General features: G+C 68.8%; 18 protein-coding genes and 1 pseudogene. 12 read left to right on the top strand and 7 right to left on the bottom strand.

Annotation, left to right across the window (positions count from 1 at the left end; translation table 11 throughout):
* The first annotated feature begins 4 nt into the window (after positions 1–4).
* The 4 genes from Q4F04_RS03430 to Q4F04_RS03415 all read left to right on the top strand — a co-directional run bounded on the left by Q4F04_RS03430 (position 5) and on the right by Q4F04_RS03415 (position 4803).
* The gene (locus Q4F04_RS03430; protein WP_303368426.1) at positions 5–550 is read left to right on the top strand and encodes a TlpA disulfide reductase family protein; all 546 of its coding nucleotides are present in this window, start codon (positions 5–7) and stop codon (positions 548–550) included.
* Positions 551–639: 89 nt separating this feature from the next.
* On the top strand, positions 640–1470 hold the full coding sequence (locus Q4F04_RS03425; protein ID WP_303368425.1) for an EAL domain-containing protein: 831 nt from the start codon (positions 640–642) through the stop codon (positions 1468–1470).
* A 96-nt stretch (positions 1471–1566) separates the two neighbouring features.
* The gene (gene phbB / locus Q4F04_RS03420; RefSeq protein WP_303368424.1) at positions 1567–2292 is read left to right on the top strand and encodes an acetoacetyl-CoA reductase; all 726 of its coding nucleotides are present in this window, start codon (positions 1567–1569) and stop codon (positions 2290–2292) included.
* 1011 nt (positions 2293–3303) lie between these two features.
* Complete coding sequence (locus tag Q4F04_RS03415) at positions 3304–4803, top strand: catalase (protein WP_303368423.1); 1500 nt, start codon at positions 3304–3306, stop codon at positions 4801–4803.
* Between the two features lie 83 nt (positions 4804–4886).
* Here Q4F04_RS03415 and Q4F04_RS03410 read toward each other — a convergent pair whose 3' ends face one another.
* The 3 genes and pseudogenes from Q4F04_RS03410 to Q4F04_RS03400 form a co-directional block, all read right to left on the bottom strand.
* Positions 4887–5510, bottom strand: coding sequence for a LysR substrate-binding domain-containing protein (locus Q4F04_RS03410; protein WP_303368444.1), 624 nt, complete (start codon positions 5508–5510; stop codon positions 4887–4889).
* Entirely contained in the window at positions 5504–5782 is a 279-nt protein-coding gene (locus tag Q4F04_RS03405; protein WP_303368446.1) for a hypothetical protein, read from the bottom strand. The genes Q4F04_RS03410 and Q4F04_RS03405 overlap by 7 nt, the downstream gene beginning before the upstream one ends.
* A gap of 6 nt (positions 5783–5788) precedes the next feature.
* Positions 5789–5965 (bottom strand): annotated as a pseudogene (locus tag Q4F04_RS03400) (hypothetical protein); the annotation flags it as partial.
* A gap of 26 nt (positions 5966–5991) precedes the next feature.
* Between Q4F04_RS03400 and Q4F04_RS03395 the strand changes: the two are divergent.
* The gene (locus Q4F04_RS03395; RefSeq protein ID WP_303368422.1) at positions 5992–7200 is read left to right on the top strand and encodes a pyridoxal phosphate-dependent aminotransferase; all 1209 of its coding nucleotides are present in this window, start codon (positions 5992–5994) and stop codon (positions 7198–7200) included.
* A complete protein-coding gene (locus Q4F04_RS03390) occupies positions 7197–7631 on the top strand; it encodes a RidA family protein (RefSeq protein ID WP_303368421.1) in 435 nt (144 codons plus the stop codon). Before Q4F04_RS03395 ends, Q4F04_RS03390 begins: the two co-directional genes overlap by 4 nt.
* 73 nt (positions 7632–7704) lie before the next feature.
* Here the strand turns inward: Q4F04_RS03390 and Q4F04_RS03385 are convergent, their stop codons facing one another.
* The gene (locus tag Q4F04_RS03385; RefSeq protein WP_303368420.1) at positions 7705–8007 is read right to left on the bottom strand and encodes a LysR substrate-binding domain-containing protein; all 303 of its coding nucleotides are present in this window, start codon (positions 8005–8007) and stop codon (positions 7705–7707) included.
* 144 nt (positions 8008–8151) lie between these two features.
* A complete protein-coding gene (locus tag Q4F04_RS03380; protein WP_303368419.1) occupies positions 8152–8385 on the bottom strand; it encodes a hypothetical protein in 234 nt (77 codons plus the stop codon).
* 510 nt (positions 8386–8895) lie between these two features.
* On the opposite strand from Q4F04_RS03380, the gene Q4F04_RS15995 reads away from it, so the two are divergent.
* The 5 genes from Q4F04_RS15995 (at position 8896) to Q4F04_RS03360 (ending at position 12416) form a co-directional block, all read left to right on the top strand.
* Positions 8896–9069, top strand: coding sequence for an FAD-dependent oxidoreductase (locus tag Q4F04_RS15995; protein ID WP_368660697.1), 174 nt, complete (start codon positions 8896–8898; stop codon positions 9067–9069).
* Positions 9070–9756: 687 nt separating this feature from the next.
* Positions 9757–10986: a hypothetical protein gene (locus tag Q4F04_RS03375; RefSeq protein ID WP_303368418.1), complete on the top strand. Its 1230-nt coding sequence runs from the start codon at positions 9757–9759 to the stop codon at positions 10984–10986.
* Positions 10952–11179 carry a glycine cleavage T C-terminal barrel domain-containing protein gene (locus Q4F04_RS03370; protein ID WP_303368417.1) on the top strand — a complete coding sequence of 76 codons (228 nt, stop codon included), beginning with the start codon at positions 10952–10954 and terminating at the stop codon, positions 11177–11179. Before Q4F04_RS03375 ends, Q4F04_RS03370 begins: the two co-directional genes overlap by 35 nt.
* Before the next feature lies 1 nt (position 11180).
* Positions 11181–11510, top strand: coding sequence for a hypothetical protein (locus tag Q4F04_RS03365; RefSeq protein ID WP_303368416.1), 330 nt, complete (start codon positions 11181–11183; stop codon positions 11508–11510).
* Between the two features lie 87 nt (positions 11511–11597).
* Positions 11598–12416 (top strand): response regulator, encoded by an 819-nt coding sequence (locus Q4F04_RS03360; RefSeq protein WP_303368415.1) that lies wholly within the window; start codon positions 11598–11600, stop codon positions 12414–12416.
* Here the strand turns inward: Q4F04_RS03360 and Q4F04_RS03355 are convergent.
* Both Q4F04_RS03355 and Q4F04_RS03350 read right to left on the bottom strand, forming a co-directional pair.
* The gene (locus Q4F04_RS03355; RefSeq protein WP_303368414.1) at positions 12413–15055 is read right to left on the bottom strand and encodes an ATP-binding protein; all 2643 of its coding nucleotides are present in this window, start codon (positions 15053–15055) and stop codon (positions 12413–12415) included. The two genes, Q4F04_RS03360 and Q4F04_RS03355, sit on opposite strands and share 4 nt — an antisense overlap.
* Positions 15052–15783, bottom strand: coding sequence for an ABC transporter substrate-binding protein (locus Q4F04_RS03350; protein WP_303368413.1), 732 nt, complete (start codon positions 15781–15783; stop codon positions 15052–15054). The genes Q4F04_RS03355 and Q4F04_RS03350 overlap by 4 nt, the downstream gene beginning before the upstream one ends.
* 199 nt (positions 15784–15982) lie before the next feature.
* Between Q4F04_RS03350 and Q4F04_RS03345 the strand changes: the two genes are divergently transcribed.
* Positions 15983–16825, top strand: coding sequence for a transporter substrate-binding domain-containing protein (locus Q4F04_RS03345; protein WP_303368412.1), 843 nt, complete (start codon positions 15983–15985; stop codon positions 16823–16825).

Genomic DNA, 16825 nt, shown 5'->3' with positions numbered 1-16825 from the left:
TCACATGTTGCGTTCCCTCGCCCTTTATACGTCGCTGCTAATCGCTGCAAACGCGGCGGTCGCGGGGCCGGTTGACTGGCAGGCCGCGCGCGACGCGGGCCTGCCCAAGCTGATCGAGTCCGAAATCGCCCCTGTCCCGGAAATCGAGTTCACCGATCTGGACGGCGGCACGCACCGGCTGGCCGACTGGCAGGGCAAGGTCGTGCTGCTGAACTTCTGGGCCACATGGTGCGCCCCCTGCCGCGAGGAGATGCCCGCGCTGGACGCGCTGCAGAAAGCGAAGGGCGGCGAGGATTTCGAGGTCCTCACCGTCGCCTCGGGCCGCAACACCGCCGCGGCGATCCACCGCTTCTTCGAGGAATCGGGCGTGACGGACCTGCCGACGCTGACCGATCCCCAGATGGCGCTGGCCCGCGCCTTCGGGGTCATGGCGATGCCGGTGACGGTGCTGATCGACGCCGAGGGGCGCGAAGTCGCCAGGATGAGCGGGGACGCCGACTGGTCATCGCCCGCCGCGCTGGCGCTGGTGGACCAGATGCTGGCGGATTAACCCGTTAATCTTCTTGCCAGAAGCCGGCTGGCATTTACGATTTGTTCGCTCATCCTTGTCACAGTCGCTTCGAGGACAAGGGGACAGCGATGCGATTCGAGAATCAAGACGGGACGCCTGCGGGCCATGCCTCTCCGCTGGATTTCGCGGTCGATCACCAGTCGCGGCTGACCATGGCGACGGTGCGCCGTGCCGTCGAACGGGGCGACGGGGTGCTGGCCTTCCAGCCCATCGTGCAGGCCAGCCGCACCGACCGGCCCGCCTTCCACGAGGGGCTGATCCGCATCATCGACGAAACCGGCCGGATCGTGCCCCTGCGCGACTTCATGCCGCTGGCGGAACTGGGCGAACTGGGGCGGCAGATCGACTGCCTCGCGCTGGCGCTGGGCCTGCGCTCACTGTCCGAGGAACCGGGGCTGCGGCTCTCCATCAACATGTCGGCGCGGTCCATCGGCTATCCCGACTGGCTGCGGACCCTGCGCCAAGGCATCGCGCAGGATTCGACCGTGGCCGAGCGGCTGATTCTGGAAATCACCGAAAGCTCGGCCATGGGCCTGCCCGACCAGGTCCGCCAGTTCATGCGCGAATTGCAGCAGGCCGGGGTCTGCTTTGCGCTGGACGACTTCGGGGCCGGATACACCTCGTTCCGCTACCTGCGGGATTTTTCCTTCGATCTCATCAAGATCGACGGCCAGTTCATCCGCGAGATCGCCGAGCATCCCGACAACCAGGTGCTGACCCGCGCGCTGATGTCGATCGCCGCGCATTTCGACATGTTCACCGTGGCCGAGCAGGTGGAAACCGCCGATGACGCGGCCTTCCTGATCGGGCTGGGGATCGACTGCCTGCAGGGCTTCTATTTCGGGGCGCCGACGATCTCTCCGCCTTGGCGCGCGCCGAATGCGGCGGCGCAGCGCTGAGGCTTTTGGCAAAACTTCCACCAAGGCCTTGCGTAACATTATTTCCTCTCATACCCCTTGGACGAAAGAGGATTTCACGCCAAGTTGGAGGGGATGATGGCAAAGGTCGCTTTGGTTACAGGGGGTTCGCGCGGGATCGGCGCGGCAATCTCGAAGGCGCTCAAGGATGCGGGCTACGAGGTCGCGGCCAACTATGCCGGCAACGACGAGGCCGCAAAGGCCTTTACCGAGGAAACCGGCATCAGGACGTTCAAGTGGTCGGTCGCCGACTATGACGCCTGCGCCGAGGGCATCAAGCAGGTCGAATCCGAGATCGGCCCGGTGGACGTTCTGGTGAACAATGCCGGCATCACCCGCGACTCGATGTTCCACAAGATGACCCCCCAGCAGTGGAAAGAGGTCATCGACACCAACCTGACCGGCGTGTTCAACATGACCCACGGGGTCTGGAACGGAATGCGCGACCGCAAGTTCGGCCGCATCGTCAACATCAGTTCGGTGAACGGACAGAAGGGCCAGGCGGGACAGGCGAACTATTCGGCAGCCAAGGCGGGCGACATCGGCTTCACCCGCGCCTTGGCGCAGGAAGGCGCCCGCGCCGGCATCACCGTCAACGTGGTGGCGCCCGGCTATATCGGGACCGAGATGGTGCGCGCCATCGACGAAAAGGTGTTGAACGAGCGCATCATCCCCCAGATCCCCGTCGGCCGCCTGGGTGAGCCCGAGGAAATTGCCCGCTGCGTCGTCTTCCTTGCCTCTGACGATGCTGGCTTCATCTCGGGCTCGACCATCAGCGCCAACGGGGCGCAGTTCTTCGCCTGACAAACGGCGGCCGACCGGATATCCGGTCCAGTCGGCCGCCTGTCTTCCCAGCGGGAAGGCAGGCAGTCCCACCAGCCCATGAGGCAATCGCCTTGCCGAGTGCCCCAGTTGCCGCGGCTGGTGCCTCAGCGGACAGGTGTCGCCTGATCCGTGACCAAGCAGCAGACAGTCCCCCTGCCGCCTGAACCCTTGCCCGCAGGAAGAGCAAGCAGTTTCATCAGCCGATCAGGCGGCTGCCCAGCCGCATGGCGCCCTTGCTGCGGCCATGTTCCGGCAGGCCCGCATCATCACCCACATTCTGACAAGCGGGGCATCCCTCGGCTGTCCGCCTCAGTGACCGCAGGAAAGGCGGGCAAGTTCGCAAGTCGATCAGGCGCTTGTCCGACCGAATGCCGTTATTGCTGAGCCCATGCCCCGACGAGCCGGCAATTCCCGAACCTGGCAGGGCGGCAGGGACGCCTGCTGCAGCAGTCTTTCGCCACGCAGAAGAGGCTGCCCCCTGTCCGGGCCGCGCAATCCTTGGCGATGATCCGCATGCCCATGATCTGGAATATCCGACCTCCGCGACCGATCCCAGCCCGGCGATGCCGCGCGGGAACGTTGCGCCTCTTGCCCCTCGCGCCCTCGGCGCAGACTGCTTCGTCGTCCCCGGACCGCAACCATTGGCCGGGCGGGCGTCCATTCTCTCTGCAACGATCAGGCACACTGGCATGGCGCACCCCTTGGCCATCGACGCTGCGGCAGGTCCGCGCAAGGTGACGCAGCGGCCCGACCGGGTCTTTCCCCGCCGGGCCGGCTTGCTCCTCCGAGCGAAATCGTAAACATTGCCGCGCATCAAGGCGAAGAGGTCCTTGCGGCCTGCGGTTGCCGGCCGAGGGACCCCGTGGCCACGGCGGGTTGATCGTGCCGCGCATGGCCGCCTTCCGGGCCTCCAACCTCGCAATCGCGCAACTTTTCAACTATCTGCTGTGGCAGAGCCGAATTGCCAAACGAAAGAAGGAAGAAGACGAGATGTCCGACGACACCCAGCGCGGTAAGTTCCCCTCGACCATGTCCACGGGCGCGCCCGCCGTCAGCGACCGCCACAGCCTGACGGTCGGCGCGGACGGCCCCCTGGTCCTGCACGACGTGCATTTCCTGGAACAGATGGCGCATTTTAACCGCGAGAAGACGATCGAGCGCCTGCCCCATGCCAAGGGCTCGGGCGCCTTCGGCACCTTCGAGACGACCGAGGACGTATCGAAATACACCAAGGCCGCGTTGTTCCAGAAGGGCGCGCAGACCGAGATGCTGGCCCGGTTTTCCACCGTCGCCGGCGAGCAGGGCAGCCCCGACACCTGGCGCGACGTCCGCGGCTTCAGCCTCAAGTTCTACACCTCCGAGGGCAACTATGACCTCGTGGGCAACAACACCCCGGTCTTCTTCGTCCGCGACCCGATGAAGTTCCCGCATTTCATCCGCAGCCAGCGGCGGCTGGCGGCCAGCGGGCTGCGCGACAACCACATGCAGTGGGACTTCTGGACGCTGAACCCGGAAAGCGCGCATCAGGTGACCTACCTGATGGGTCCGCGGGGCCTGCCGCGCACCTGGCGCAACATGAACGGCTACGGCTCGCACACCTACATGTGGGTGAACGAGGCGGGCGACCGCTTCTGGGTGAAATACCACTTCCACACCCGCCAGGGGATGAAGTTCTTTTCCGACGAGGAAGCCTCGCAGATGTCGGGCCATGACGCCGACTTCCACCGCCGCGACCTGTTCGACGCGATCCAGCGTGGCGAGTTCCCCCAGTGGGACCTGTCGGTGCAGATCATGCCCTACGAGGAGGGCAAGACCTACCGCATCAACCCCTTCGACCTGACAAAGGTCTGGCCGCACGGGGATTACCCGCTGATCCCGGTCGGCGTCATGACGCTGAACCGGAACCCGGAAAACTTCCACGCCCAGATCGAGCAGGCGGCCTTCTCGCCGGGCAACACCGTGCCGGGCATCGGGCTTTCGCCCGACAAGATGCTGCAGGGCCGCGCCTTCGCCTATAACGACGCGCAGCGGAACCGGATCGGCGCGAACTTCCACCAGCTTCCGGTGAACCAGCCGAAGGTGCCGGTGAACACCTACCAGTTCGACGGCCCGATGCCCTATCTGCATTCGGGTTCGGCGGCGACCTATGCGCCCAACAGCGAAGGCCGCCCGTGGTCGGACGAGACCGGCGCGGTGGACAACGGCTGGCAGGCCGACGGCGACATGGTCCGCAGCGCCTATACCCTGCGGCCCGGTGACGACGACTTCACCCAGCCGGGCATCATGGTGCGCGAGGTCTTCAACGACGCCGAGCGCGAGGCCTTGGTGAACACCGTTGCCGGCAGCCTGGCGGGCGGCGTCCGCGAGCCGGTGCTAAGCCGCGCCTTCGATTACTGGAAGTCGATCGACGCCGAGATCGGCCGCCGGATCGAGGAAAAGGCCCGCGCGGGTGCCGCGCCCCAGCCCGCCGAGGGCATGGGCGAGGGCTGAGTTCCTCTACTCTGATAACAAGGGGGCGCGGGGGAGACTCCGCGCCCTTTTCGTCTGCCGGGGAGTCTACGCGGCCCTTCTGTTCATCCCCTTCCTGCCCGGCAGGGCGCGACGGGGCGCCCTGCCCCGACATCGGAGCCCGCACCGGAAGGCCCGACCGCAGCGCATCCCGCGCCTGCCCGGCGGGCAAGCAGCCCGCGACATGTCTGCATCGTCCGTCTGCACACCGCCTGCAGAGCCGATGCGCCCTGCCCGGCCGCAGGCGCGGACAAAGGCGCCGATCGCCGCCTGACCCGCCCATGAAAGGCGCCAGATGATGCCGGTGTAACGCATGCAGCCGCCGGGCAGCAGCCTTTTGCGTATTCGCAGTCCCTCGGCCCAGGGGGGCGCTCAGTCGGGCACGATGGCGACCCCAGCCCCTTGCCCACCGAAGCGGCGATGGCATCCAGGGTGTCCAGTTCAAGCCATTCCCGCACCGTCAGGCCGTGATCGCGCAGATACCTGTCCACGAGCTGCGCGCCCCACTGGTTGCGGTCGCAGCGGATGAAGCGCGCCTGTCCGATCGCCAGATGCGGGCCCTCCTCGGCGGCGTCCTGCGGGGTGATGAAGACCAAAGGCTCGTCCCGGACCGTCAGCCAGCCGACCCTCTTGGACAGGGCGAATTGCGGGCGCACGATGATCGCGGCGCCCAAATCGCCCCTCAGCACGCGATGAGAAAGGTCGGCCGAGGACCCCGGCTGCACGTAACATTCAAGGCCGGATAACCCGCGCCGAGGTCCATGAGGATCGAGGGCAGCAGCCCGGTCAGCGCGGTCGCCGTCGCCCCCAGCCGCAACTGCCAAGTGGGCACATCCTGCGCGGCAAGCGCGCGCAGGTCGCGCGCCCCTTCGACCAGCGCGCGGGCGTGACGCAGGATCGCCAGCCACTCGGCCGTGGGCTGGATGGTCCGGCCCGAGCGCATGACAAGGGGATGGCCCAAGTCCTGTTCCAGCGCGCACAGGCGCGGGACCGGCGCGGCGGGGGTGCGGTTCAGGCGCCGCGCCGCCTCGGCGATCGACGACGGTGATGAAGGTTTCCAGGAACCTGATGTCCATCGGTTTTCCTGCGGTCTGAAGACAGGAAAGCAAGTTTCCCTTGTGTCTGCTGCGCCGCTATATGTCACCCCGACACAGGCTCCGGAGACCGCAGATGACCATCCAGGACAAGTTCCTCAAACTCGCGACCGACAATGCCCCCGGCCAAGAGGTGCGCCAGTCCTGCGAGGCGGATTTCCTGCGGGGCGAGCCGCTGGACGGCCCCCTTGTCGATTTCTCGCATGGCGACGTCGATGCGCACGAACCCACCCCCGGCGCCTTTCAGGCCTTTGCGGCGGGCGTCGAGGAAGGCGGCGCGCAGGCCTATACCGAATATCGCGGCCGGTCGGACATCAGGGACGCGCTGGCCGCCCGGCTGGCGGATTTCACCGGCGCCCCGGTCGATGCGGCGAACGGGCTCATCATCACCCCCGGCACCCAGGGGGCGCTGTTCCTGGCGGTGGCCTCGACCGTCACGCGGGGCGACAAGGTCGCCATCGTGCAGCCCGATTATTTCGCCAACCGCAAGCTGGTCGAGTTCTTCGAGGGCGAGATGGTGCCCGTCCAGATCGCCTATTCAGGCGCGGCCGAACACGAGGCCGGGCTGAACCTTGACGAACTGGAAGCGGCCTTCAGGGACGGGGCCAGGCTGTTCCTGTTCTCGAACCCGAACAACCCCGCGGGCGTCGTCTATTCGGCCGCAGAGATCGACCGCATCGCCGCGCTGGCCGCCCGCTACGGGGCGACCGTGATCGTGGACCAGCTTTATTCCCGCCTGCTTTACGAGGGCGCGAGTTACACCCACCTGCGGGCGCACCCGGTCGCGGAAAACGTTGTCACCATCATGGGGCCGTCCAAGACGGAATCCCTCAGCGGCTACCGGCTGGGCGTGGCCTTCGGTCCCGCGGACATCATCGCGCGGATGGAAAAGCTGCAGGCGATCGTCTCGCTGCGGGCGGCGGGCTATGCCCAGGCCGTGCTGCGGACCTGGTTCAACGAGCCCGAGGGCTGGATGGCCGAGCGCATCCGCCGCCATCAGGCGATCCGCGACGACCTGGTGGCGCTGTTCCGGGACATCCCCGGCTGTTCGGTGCGGGTGCCGCAGGCGGGCAGCTACCTGTTCCCCGGCCTGCCCGCGCTGGCGATCCGGCCTGCCGAGTTCGTCAAGGCGCTGCGGCTGCAGGGCCATGTGATCGTCACGCCCGGCACCGAGTTCAGCCCCCACACCTCCGGCTCAGTCCGGCTGAACTTTTCGCAGGACCACGCGGCGGCGGTCGCGGCGGTCGAACGGATCGCCGCGCTCGTGGACCGGTATCGCGCGTGATCGCCGCGCCCGCCCACGGCGCCCCGGTTCCGCAGGGCGAATACGTCCCCGCCCGGCGCAGCGGCAAGCTGATCGTCACCGCGGGGATGACCCCGCGGATCGACGGCAGGCTGGCCTGTCAGGGGCCGGTCCGCAGCGACGCGCCTGTCGAGGACCATCGCGATGCCGTAGTCCTGGCCTGCAGCAACGCCCTGACCGCGGCGCGAAGCATGCTGCAGCCGGGCGAGGAACTGGACGCCATCCTGTCGATGACGGTCTATATCGCCGCGGAACCCGGCTTCACCGCCCATTCCCGCCTGGCGGACCACGCCTCTGCCTTCCTGCGGCAAGAGCTTGGCGATGCGGGCATCTGCAGCCGCGCGGCGGTGGGCGTCGCCTCGCTGCCCGGCGGCGCCCCGGTCGAGATCCAGTTGATGGCGGCCGTCAGGTAGGCGGCCGGACCGGCCAGCCGTGGATCACGACCACTTGACCGGGAAGCGCATCATGCGGGCTTTTCCCGGCCAGTCATCCGCCCTTTCGCGGGTCAGTGACCTGACCCTCGACAGCGGGAAAACGGACTGACACCCAAGCCATGAAATCGCAGACCGCGGCGGTTTCCCTGCAGTACGGGTTCCGGCTCATCCCGAGGACAAGCGGGGCCGGGACGCCCGCGCCCAGCGGCGCGGCCAGCCGCCCCTCGGCCAGTGGCCGTTCCGCATAGGTCCGGCAGATCACCGTCACGCCCGCCCCCGCGGCGGCGAGTTCGACCGCCAACAGCGCGTTGTCCACGCGGATGGACGGCAGCCGGGGACGGCGCTCGCGGCCCATGCCGTGACACCACAGGTCTCACAGCGAATGCCGCCCCTGCACCTCGATCTACGGCAGTTCATCGGCATCAGCCGCGCCCGCGTGCTGCGGCCTGCCGACCAGCACCAGCAATTCCCGCGCCAAGACGACCGCCCCGGACGGCAGCTAGGCCGGGTCCATGACGCCGAAGCTCAGGTCGGCAAGCCCGCTGTTCGGATCGGTCCAGATCGAGCTGTTCAACTGCAGCGCAATCCCGCGATGCTGCGCAAGGAAGCCGGGCAGGCGCGGGCCGAGCCACAAGTTCAGGAACGAGATCGGCGCGGAAACCGTCAGCGTCTGGTGCAGCCTGCGTCCGGTCAGGCCGCGGGTTGCCGCCTCGGCGATGTCCAGCGCCTGCATGATCCCCGGCAGGAACGCCTGTCCGGTGGAACTCAGGTCCAGCCCGCTTGCCCGGCGATGGAACAGGGGCCGGCCGAAGCCCCCGCGTGCCCGACATCATCGCCTCCTTCGCGCTGGATCGCTTCGACAGGTTCGCCCTGCTGAACGAGATGGGCGCGACGGCGGCCAGCCAGTGAGGGATTCGTGATGAAACACCTGACCTGCCGGATGAACGGTATGCGCGACATGTTCGAGTACCGGCCGACCGCCATCCATTGTCGGCGGGGCTGTCGGTGACGGCCCAGAACACGACCCACGGCGCTGACCGCGACCTGAACAGCGCGCTGGACCGGCTGGACCGCTTCATGCCGGTGGGCTTTTATTACCGCAGCTTCTTCGGCCCGCGGAAGACCGACTGGCTACGTTACTGGGAACCGCTGATCCGCAGGTCGGCGGGCCTGGGCTGCATCGACACGGCCCTGCCCCCGGGCGGATTACCGCAAGCGGAACCTTCATTGCGACGTTCTGGGGGTGGGCGCCGGACCGGCGGGCATGGCGGCGGCCTGCCGGGCGGCGCAGGCTGGGGCCGAGGTCGTCCTGGTTGATTTCGAGCCTGAAACCGGCGGGGCGCTGACCTATGGCTGCCATGCGGGCGACCTGCAACGGCTGATTCGCGGACAACTTCATCCCGGTGCTTCAGGGTGACCTGCTTTGCCGCGTCCGCGCCGCGCAGGTGATCGTCGCGGCGGGCACGCAGGACCAGCCGCTGGTCTTCCGCAACAACGACCTGCCCGGCATCGTGACGGCCTCGGCTCTCCAGCGGATGCTGCGGCATTACCGGGTCCGCCCCCGGCAGCCGCGCTATGGTCTTTGCCGGGACGCCGCACGGGGCGGCGGCGGCGCTGGACCTGGCAGATGCGGGGGTTGCCGTCGGCGCCGTGCCGATCCCGCCGGCGGCCTGACTGCCCGAGGCCTTGGTGGCCGAGTTGCGCGCCCATGGCCTGCGCATCCTGCAGGGCGCAGCGATCGCCGCGGCGCAGGGGACCCGCGGCAACCGCCGCGTGAGATCGCTGCGCGTCGAAACCGCGTCAGGGCATGAGACGCTGGACTGCGACCTTGCCGTGATCGACGCAGGGACCTCCCCCCCGGCTGCCAGCTTCCGCTGCATGCCGGGACGAAGCTGGGCTTTGACGAGGAAAGCCAGGGCTTTTCGCTGACGGGCCTTCCGGCCCCGATGCACCTTGCCGGATCGGTCGCAGGGGTCTACGGGCTGGACAGCGTGATCCGCAGCGGCGAGATCGCCGGCTGCAGGGCGGCGCGGGCGCTGGGACTGGCGGCCGACATGCCGCCCCCCCGCCCGATGCCGAAGCCGGCTGTCACCGCACCTCTCCCGTGCCTTCCGCGCACAGGCAGGGCCGCGACTTCGTCGACTTCGACGAGGACCTTCAGGTCAAGGACATCGTGAACGCCGTCGCCGACGGCTATGCCGAGCTTGAGCTGGTCAAGCGCTATTCCACCGTCGGCATGGGGCCGTCGCAGGGTCGCCATTCGGCGCTGGCGACGGCGAAGATCGTGGCAGAGGCCACCGGCCGCAGCGTGGCGCAGATCGGCGTCACCACCTCTCGCCCCTCCTTCGGGCCGGAAAAGCTGGGCCTGTTCACCGGCCCCCGGCACCGCCATGACCGGCTGACGCCGATGGACGCATGGCACCGCGCGGCAAGCGCGAAGATGATCCCGGCGGGGATCTGGTGGCGTGCGCTCTACTATGGCCCCTCGCCCGACGCGGTCGCCGCCGAGGTCCGCAGCGAGGGCGTGGGGATGCTGGACGTCTCGACGCTGGGCAAGCTGGCGTTGCGCGGCACGGACGCGGGCGCATTCCTCGACCGCAACTGCACCATGGCGCATCAAAACCAGCCCGTGGGCCGGGTCCCTTACTGCCTGATGCTGAACGACATGGGCTCGGTCATCGACGACGGCGTGGCTTGGCGCATGGCGCCAGAGGAGTTCTACGTCACCGCCACCACCGGCGCGGTGGACAGGGTGTTTTCCGGGATGAGCCTGCTCAACGCCCAGTGGCGGATGAAGGTGGACGTCCAGAACGTCACCGGGGCCTTTGCCGCGATCAACGTGACCGGCCCCTTGGCCCGGCTGGCGCTGCAGGCGCTGGAGGGCGACATCGACCTAGCCGCGGATGCTTTCCCCTATCTCGAAGGTCGCCGGGGCCATCTTGCGGGCTGCCCGGTGCGGGTCATGCGAATCGGCTTCACCGCCGAACTGAGCTATGAGCTGCACACGCCCCGGTCCCATGCGCTGACCCTGTGGAACGCGCTGCTGCAGGCCGGCGCGCCGCATGGGCTGAACCCCTACGAGCTGGAGGCCTCGCGCATCCTGCGGCTGAAAAAGGGGCACATCATCATCGGCCAGGATACCGACGCGCTGAGTTCCCCAAATGAACTGGGGATAGACTGGGCGCTGTCGAAGAAGAAGCCCAGCTACATTGGCAAGCCTGCGGTCGAGAAGCGGCGCAGGCTGGGACTGCGGCGCGCGCTTGTCCGCTCCGAGCTTGCGCCCGAGCGGGGGGACGGCCTTGGGCGAATCCTGCCTGGTGCTGCGCAGGGGTGAGCCTGCGGGCTTCGTGACCTCGATCGCGGTCTCGCCGGGGCTGGGGAAGATGATTGCCATGGCCCATGCCCACCCTGACGACAACCGGCCCGGCGCCTGGATCACCCTGCGCGACCGCGCCGGGGCCGAGGTGCAGGCCACCGTGGTCGGTCCTGCCCTCCATGACCCTGACAACAAGCGCCAGGAGATTTGAGATGACCGCAACCCCGACCGCCCCGCGCGATTTCCCGCAGACCGGGGTGCCCGACATGGCCGCCATTCCGGGCATCCTGCCCGGACTGCGCGGCGTCTTCGATGGCTATCGCGACGAAAGCTGGGCATGGCTGCGGCTGGAAGGCCGGGATTGGCGCGACTGGATGACCTCGGTCGACCTGCGGCGGGGGTCCGCCCCGCCCGGTTCCGTGGTCCAGACCCGGCTGGGCAGCCTCGACGTGGTCCTGCTGATCGACGGCAAGGGGGCCGTGGACATCTTCGGCGACATCGCCTCGGCGCCTGTCCTGGCGGCCCTGCTGGGCGCGGCGTGATGCAGGACGGCGCAGAGGGTGCAGGCGGCTGCCGCCCGGGATAAGGGTGGCGGGTTGCTTCAGAAGCATCCTCGCAGGATCAGGCCCATGACGTCACTCAAGCGAAATCTTCCGCCCCTGACCAGCATTGTCGCCTTCGAGGCAGCGGCCCGGCTGGGCAGCTTCTCCGAAGCCGCGCGCGAGCTGAACGTCACGCGCGAGGCCGTCAGCCGCCAGATCAGGGCGCTGGAAACCCATCTCGGCCTGTCGCTGTTCCAGCGCAACGCCAATGCGACCACCCTGCGGGACTGGAGCCGCCCGTATTACGAGGCGGTCTCGGCCAGCCTCGAAAGCCTTGCGCGGGCGTCGCAGATGATCGGCGGCACGCAGGAGGAGGGCGCGGGGGATGGGACCCGCGCGCCCGCTGCCGAGGACGAGGCGGGGACGGAACGGGCGCGCATCCTGGTCGTGGACGACATGCCCGCGAACATCCAGCGGCTGCACGACATCCTGCGCGGCCGCTATGACGTGATCGCCCATACCAGCGCCAGCGATGCGCTTGACTGGCTGGCGGCGGGCGGGCGGGCCGACCTGGCGATGCTGGACGTCCACATGCCCGAGATGGCGGGATACGCGCTTTGCCGGCGGATCAAGGTGGACCCGCAGCATTCGCGGATGCCGGTGATCTTCCTGACCAGCCTCGACGCGCCGCAGGACGAGACCGAAGGCTTCGCAGCAGGCGCCTGCGACTACATCGCGCGGGGCACCGCCCCGGCGGTGCTGCTGGCCCGGATCGGCGCGCAACTGGACCTGCGCTACACCACCGCCGCGCTCGAGGACCTGCTGGCGCGCCGCGCGGACCGGCTTGAGCGGGCCGAGGCGCTGCTGGCCGCGATCGGGCGCAAGATCTCGGACTACGGCGGCTAGGCATCCTCAAGCAGCGCCGCGGCGGCGCGGAAATCCAGCCGGGCGGCGGCGGCGCGCAGTTCCGCCGCGCGGGGTGCGGGAAAGGCGGGTGCCAGTTCCGCCAGCAGGTCGAAGCCCGCCATCTCGTGCCGGCGCAGCGCGCCGAGGCAGTCGTCCAGCAGCGCCAGCGATGGCGGCGGCGCGGGCGGGGCGGCGGGCTGACTGGGCTGGCCGCCAAGCGCGGCCTCCAGCCGGTCCAGCGCCGCCAGCGCGCGGGCGGGATCGGGCGGAACCTCGGCGCAGACGGCGTGCAGTTCGGACGCGCCAAGCTGGATCGCGGCGCCCCGGATCGCATGCAGCGCCTCGGTGGCGGGAACGGCGCCGCGCAGCATCCGCCGCCAGCCCGCGATCTCGGCGGGCAGCATCGCGAGCCACTTTTCCGCAAGCGTCCCGTCGCCGCCAGCGTTGCGCGCCAGCACCTCGCGGTCGAGCGGCGGCTGCGCGCGGTTCAGCACGTCGGAGAGGGTGGTGAACAGGGTCCTGCCGATCAGGGGCTTTGCCACGAACCCGGCAAAGCCCGCCGCGGCGCAGGCCTCGCGGGTCGCGGTCGAGACATCGGCGCTGGAGGCGACCACGGGCGTATCGGCTAGGCCTCGGGCGCGAAGCTCGCGCAGGGTGGCAAAGCCGTCCAGCCCCGGCATGTGCAGGTCGGTCAGGATCAGGTCGGGCCGGGCATCGGCCAGCATCTCCAGCGCCTGCCCCGCATCCGCCGCCGCCGTCACCCTTGCACCCGCACGGGCCAGCAGCGCCTCGGTCACGGCGCGGTTGATCTGCTGGTCCTCGATCAGCAGGATGCGCCGTTCGCGCAGGCCGGGCAGCGCCTCGGACGCCGCAGGTTCTGCGCCGGCCGAAAGGACCTTCCGTATCGCGGCGCGCAACTCGCGATGGGTCAGGGCCATTGGCAGGGTTTCCGAGGCGCCGGAGGGGCCGGTCAGAAGCAAGTGGCGGCCCTCGGGCGCAAGACCCAGGGTCAGCCCCTCATGCTCGTCCCCCGGGGCCGAGCGGTGCAGCAGATGCGCCATCCGCCGCCGCGCCCGCCCCTCGGGCAGGTCCAGCCGCGGGCGCGGAAGGGGGTCCGGCGGGGTTGCCGGCGCGTCTTCCCCGAGCGGCAGGTCCAGCACGAACAGGCTGCCGCGGTCGGGGCGGCTGCGCAGGCGCAGCGTGCCCCCCATCCCCTCGGCCATCTGTCGCGCGATGGACAGCCCAAGCCCGGTCCCGGACACCCGGCGCGAGGTCGATTCGTCCCCCTGGGTGAAGGGCGCGAAGATCGCCTCCTGTTGCTCGGGCGCGATGCCGGGGCCGGTGTCCATGACGACAAGGCGCAGCCACTGCCCGCGCCGGCAGATGCGCAGCCGGATACGGCCGGACTGCGTGAACTTCACCGCATTGCTGGTCAGGTTCAGCAGCACCTGCATCACCCGCTGCGGATCGCCGAGCACGCGGGCGGGCACGTCGCGGGCGATGTCGCCTTCCAGCACGACGGGCTTGGCGCCGATCAGCACCCGCGTCTGGGACAGCACCTCGTCGAACACCTCTTCGGGGGCGAAGGGGACATGCTCGAACACCATGCGCCCGGCTTCCAGCTTGGACAGGTCCAGCACCGTGTCGATGCTGCCCAGCAGTTGTCGGGCGGCGCTGCGCATGTCCGACACATGGCGCTGCGCCGCCGAGGGAAGCCGTTCGGCCAGCAGCAGTTCCGAGAGGCCGGTGATTGCGTTCAGGGGCGTGCGCAATTCATGGCTCATGTTCGCCAGAAAGGCCGATTTTGCACGGGACGCCGCCAGCGCGTCGTTGCGGGCCAGCACCAGTTCGGCGGTGCGCTGGTCCACCTCGTCGCGCAGGTTGTCGCGGTAACGCTCCATCCTTGTCACGGTCAGGGTGAAGTCGCGGGCGAGGCTCGCGATCTCGTCGTCGCGTCCCTCGGACAGCAGCCCGGCCGCCCTGCCGGTCAGGCGGAAGCCCCCGCCCTCGCGCTGCGTCCGCGCCGCCCGGCTCAACGCGTTCAGCGGGCGGATGACGAGGCTGCGGATCAGCACGAACAGGATGCCCGCGATCAGCAGCGCCTGCAGGACCGTGACCGCGACGACGCTGATCGCGCGACGGCCCAGCTCGTCGTAAAGCCCGGCAAAGGACAGATCGACGTTCAGCCGGGCGATCGGCTCGGGCGCGCGCGGGGCCGAGAGATCGAATTCCAGCCGCCCCGAAAGCCAGTCCCGCGGCACCAGCCGGCCCAGCGCCGAGCGGGGTTCCGCGGCCAGGTCGGATTGCACCGCAAGCGGGCCGATGTTCACCGCCCGAAGGTCTTCGGGCGCAAAGACGAGATCCCGCAGGGACAGGGAATGGACCAGCGGCGCCTCGGCCAGCCGGTCCAGCGTCGTCTGCGTGGCCACGAGGTCCAGGTCCCAGTAGGCGCTTTCCAGTTGCGGCAGCGCGGCGCGCAGCAGGCGTTCCGAGTTCTCGATCGCCGAGGCGAAGCTGCGGCGGAAATCGCCATAAGCGCTGATCCCGCCCAGCCCGATGCCTGATGCGGCGCTGATGATGATGCTGGCCAGCGCGATCTTTCGCGCGATGCCGCCGCTGCTGCGCCGGGGCACGCTCATTCCGGCCGGTGCCGCCGCAGGATGCGGTCCACCCGGCCATCGTCCGTCATCTGCCGCAGGACCATCCCCAGAAGCGCGGCTTTCGCAGCCCCGGCGGGATCGCGGCGGAAGGCGGCATAGCGCGGCTGTTGCGCAAGCGGTGTCGGCAGGATGCGCACCCGGTCCCGCACCCCCAGCCTGTCGGCCGCATGAACTAGGTTGGCCTCGCCCCCCAAGATCACGGTGGCGCGGCCGAGCAACAGCTTGCGCAGGCTGGTCTCGTCGTCCATCGAGCCTTCGCGGACGAAGCCGCCCGCCTCGTCGAAGGCCGCGCCATAGGTGAAGCCGTTCACCGTTCCCACGACCTGCCCGGACAGCCCGGTGAGGCCGCGGATGTCGGCCAGACCCGATCCGGCCGGAACCATGAAGACCAGCCGCGTCATCCGCATCGGCCCCGTCATGTGCCAGTGGCGGATGCGCCGGGGCGTCGGCGTCAACTGGAACAGCCCGTCCCCGGCGCCGGTCTCGAAGGACAGGATCGCCCGCTGCCAAGGCAGCGGCAGCATCCGCATCGTTATGCCCAGGTCGCGCGCCGCCTCGGTCAGGATGTCGATGTCGAGGCCGACCAACTCGTCCCCCTTCAGGTGGTTGTAGGGCGGAAAATGCTCCATCGCGATCATCGACCATTCGCGCGAGGATGCCGCCGCGACATGCGGCGCGGCCAGTGCCGCCGCCACAAGGCCCGCCACGACCCCGCGCCGGGACAGTGCGGGCGGGGACAGACTGGGCCGCCTTGTCCGGTCAATCGGGCGATCCGGTGGTCGTCGCATCCTTCGGTCTTTCCACGGGCAAGACGAAAACTTGCCCTGCGGGGGCAAGATTTTTGTCTCTCATACTCCTGAACGGGGGCGTGATAGCACCTTCCGGCATTCACAGGGAGGTGAATCCATGAAAAACGCACTGACCGCCATTCTGGCGAGCACGGTTGCCCTGGCGCCGCTGGCTGCGGCCGCCGAGGCCTGCACCAACGCGGGACTGAAGCGCATCCAGGACCGCGGCAAGCTGATCGTCGGCGTCAAGGCCGACTACAAGCCCTGGGGCTATCGCGACACCGACGGCTCGATCATCGGGCTGGAAATCGACCTCGCCCAGAAGGTCGCCGACACGCTGGGCGTGGGACTGGAACTGGTGCCGGTGATCGCCTCGAACCGGATGCAGTTCCTGCAGCAGGGCCAGACGGACCTGATGATCGCCACCATGACCGACACCCCCGACCGGCGCGAGATGGTCGGCATCAAGGGGCCGAACTATTACGCCTCGGGCACCGCCGCGATGACGCCGAAGGCGCTGGCGATGACCTCGTGGGAAGACCTGCGCGGCAAGCCGATCTGCGGCGTGCAGGGGTCGTTCTACCTGCAGAAGATCGAGCAGGACTACGGCGTCACCATCGCCGCCTTCGGCAACGCGGCCGAGGGCAAGCAGGCGCTGCGCGACAAGAAATGCGTGGCCTTCGTTTACGACGACACCACCATCAACGCCGACTACGCGGCGGGCGGCTGGGACGACTTCGAGATCTCGCTGCCGGTCGAGGATTATTCCCCCTGGGGCATGGCCGTCGCCAAGGAAGAGGAAAGCTGCGTCCTGGGCCAGATCGTCTCGGGCCTGCAGTACCAGTGGCACCGCGACGGCACGCTGGTCGAGCTGGAAAAGAAATGGGGCGTCACCCCCAGCCCCTTCCTGGCCGAGATGCACGCGCGCTACGGCGATCCGGTCGCCCCCGCGGCGCAGTAA

The sequence above is a fragment of the Paracoccus sp. (in: a-proteobacteria) genome (genome assembly GCF_030536915.1).
GTDB lineage: Bacteria > Pseudomonadota > Alphaproteobacteria > Rhodobacterales > Rhodobacteraceae > Paracoccus.
This window is presented reverse-complemented; position numbering and strand designations above follow the sequence as displayed.

Excerpts from the sequence above, each read along its gene's own strand:
- Q4F04_RS03365 (WP_303368416.1), top strand. The coding sequence starts at position 11,181 with ATGACCGCAACCCCGACCGCCCCGCGCGATTTCCCGCAGACCGGGGTG.
- Q4F04_RS03380 (WP_303368419.1), bottom strand. The coding sequence starts at position 8,385 with ATGCAGGCGCTGGACATCGCCGAGGCGGCAACCCGCGGCCTGACCGGA.
- Q4F04_RS03355 (WP_303368414.1), bottom strand. The coding sequence starts at position 15,055 with ATGAGCGTGCCCCGGCGCAGCAGCGGCGGCATCGCGCGAAAGATCGCG.
- Q4F04_RS03425 (WP_303368425.1), top strand. The coding sequence starts at position 640 with ATGCGATTCGAGAATCAAGACGGGACGCCTGCGGGCCATGCCTCTCCG.
- Q4F04_RS03345 (WP_303368412.1), top strand. The coding sequence starts at position 15,983 with ATGAAAAACGCACTGACCGCCATTCTGGCGAGCACGGTTGCCCTGGCG.
- phbB (WP_303368424.1), top strand. The coding sequence starts at position 1,567 with ATGGCAAAGGTCGCTTTGGTTACAGGGGGTTCGCGCGGGATCGGCGCG.
- Q4F04_RS03430 (WP_303368426.1), top strand. The coding sequence starts at position 5 with ATGTTGCGTTCCCTCGCCCTTTATACGTCGCTGCTAATCGCTGCAAAC.
- Q4F04_RS03395 (WP_303368422.1), top strand. The coding sequence starts at position 5,992 with ATGACCATCCAGGACAAGTTCCTCAAACTCGCGACCGACAATGCCCCC.
- Q4F04_RS03385 (WP_303368420.1), bottom strand. The coding sequence starts at position 8,007 with ATGGGCCGCGAGCGCCGTCCCCGGCTGCCGTCCATCCGCGTGGACAAC.
- Q4F04_RS03415 (WP_303368423.1), top strand. The coding sequence starts at position 3,304 with ATGTCCGACGACACCCAGCGCGGTAAGTTCCCCTCGACCATGTCCACG.
- Q4F04_RS03360 (WP_303368415.1), top strand. The coding sequence starts at position 11,598 with ATGACGTCACTCAAGCGAAATCTTCCGCCCCTGACCAGCATTGTCGCC.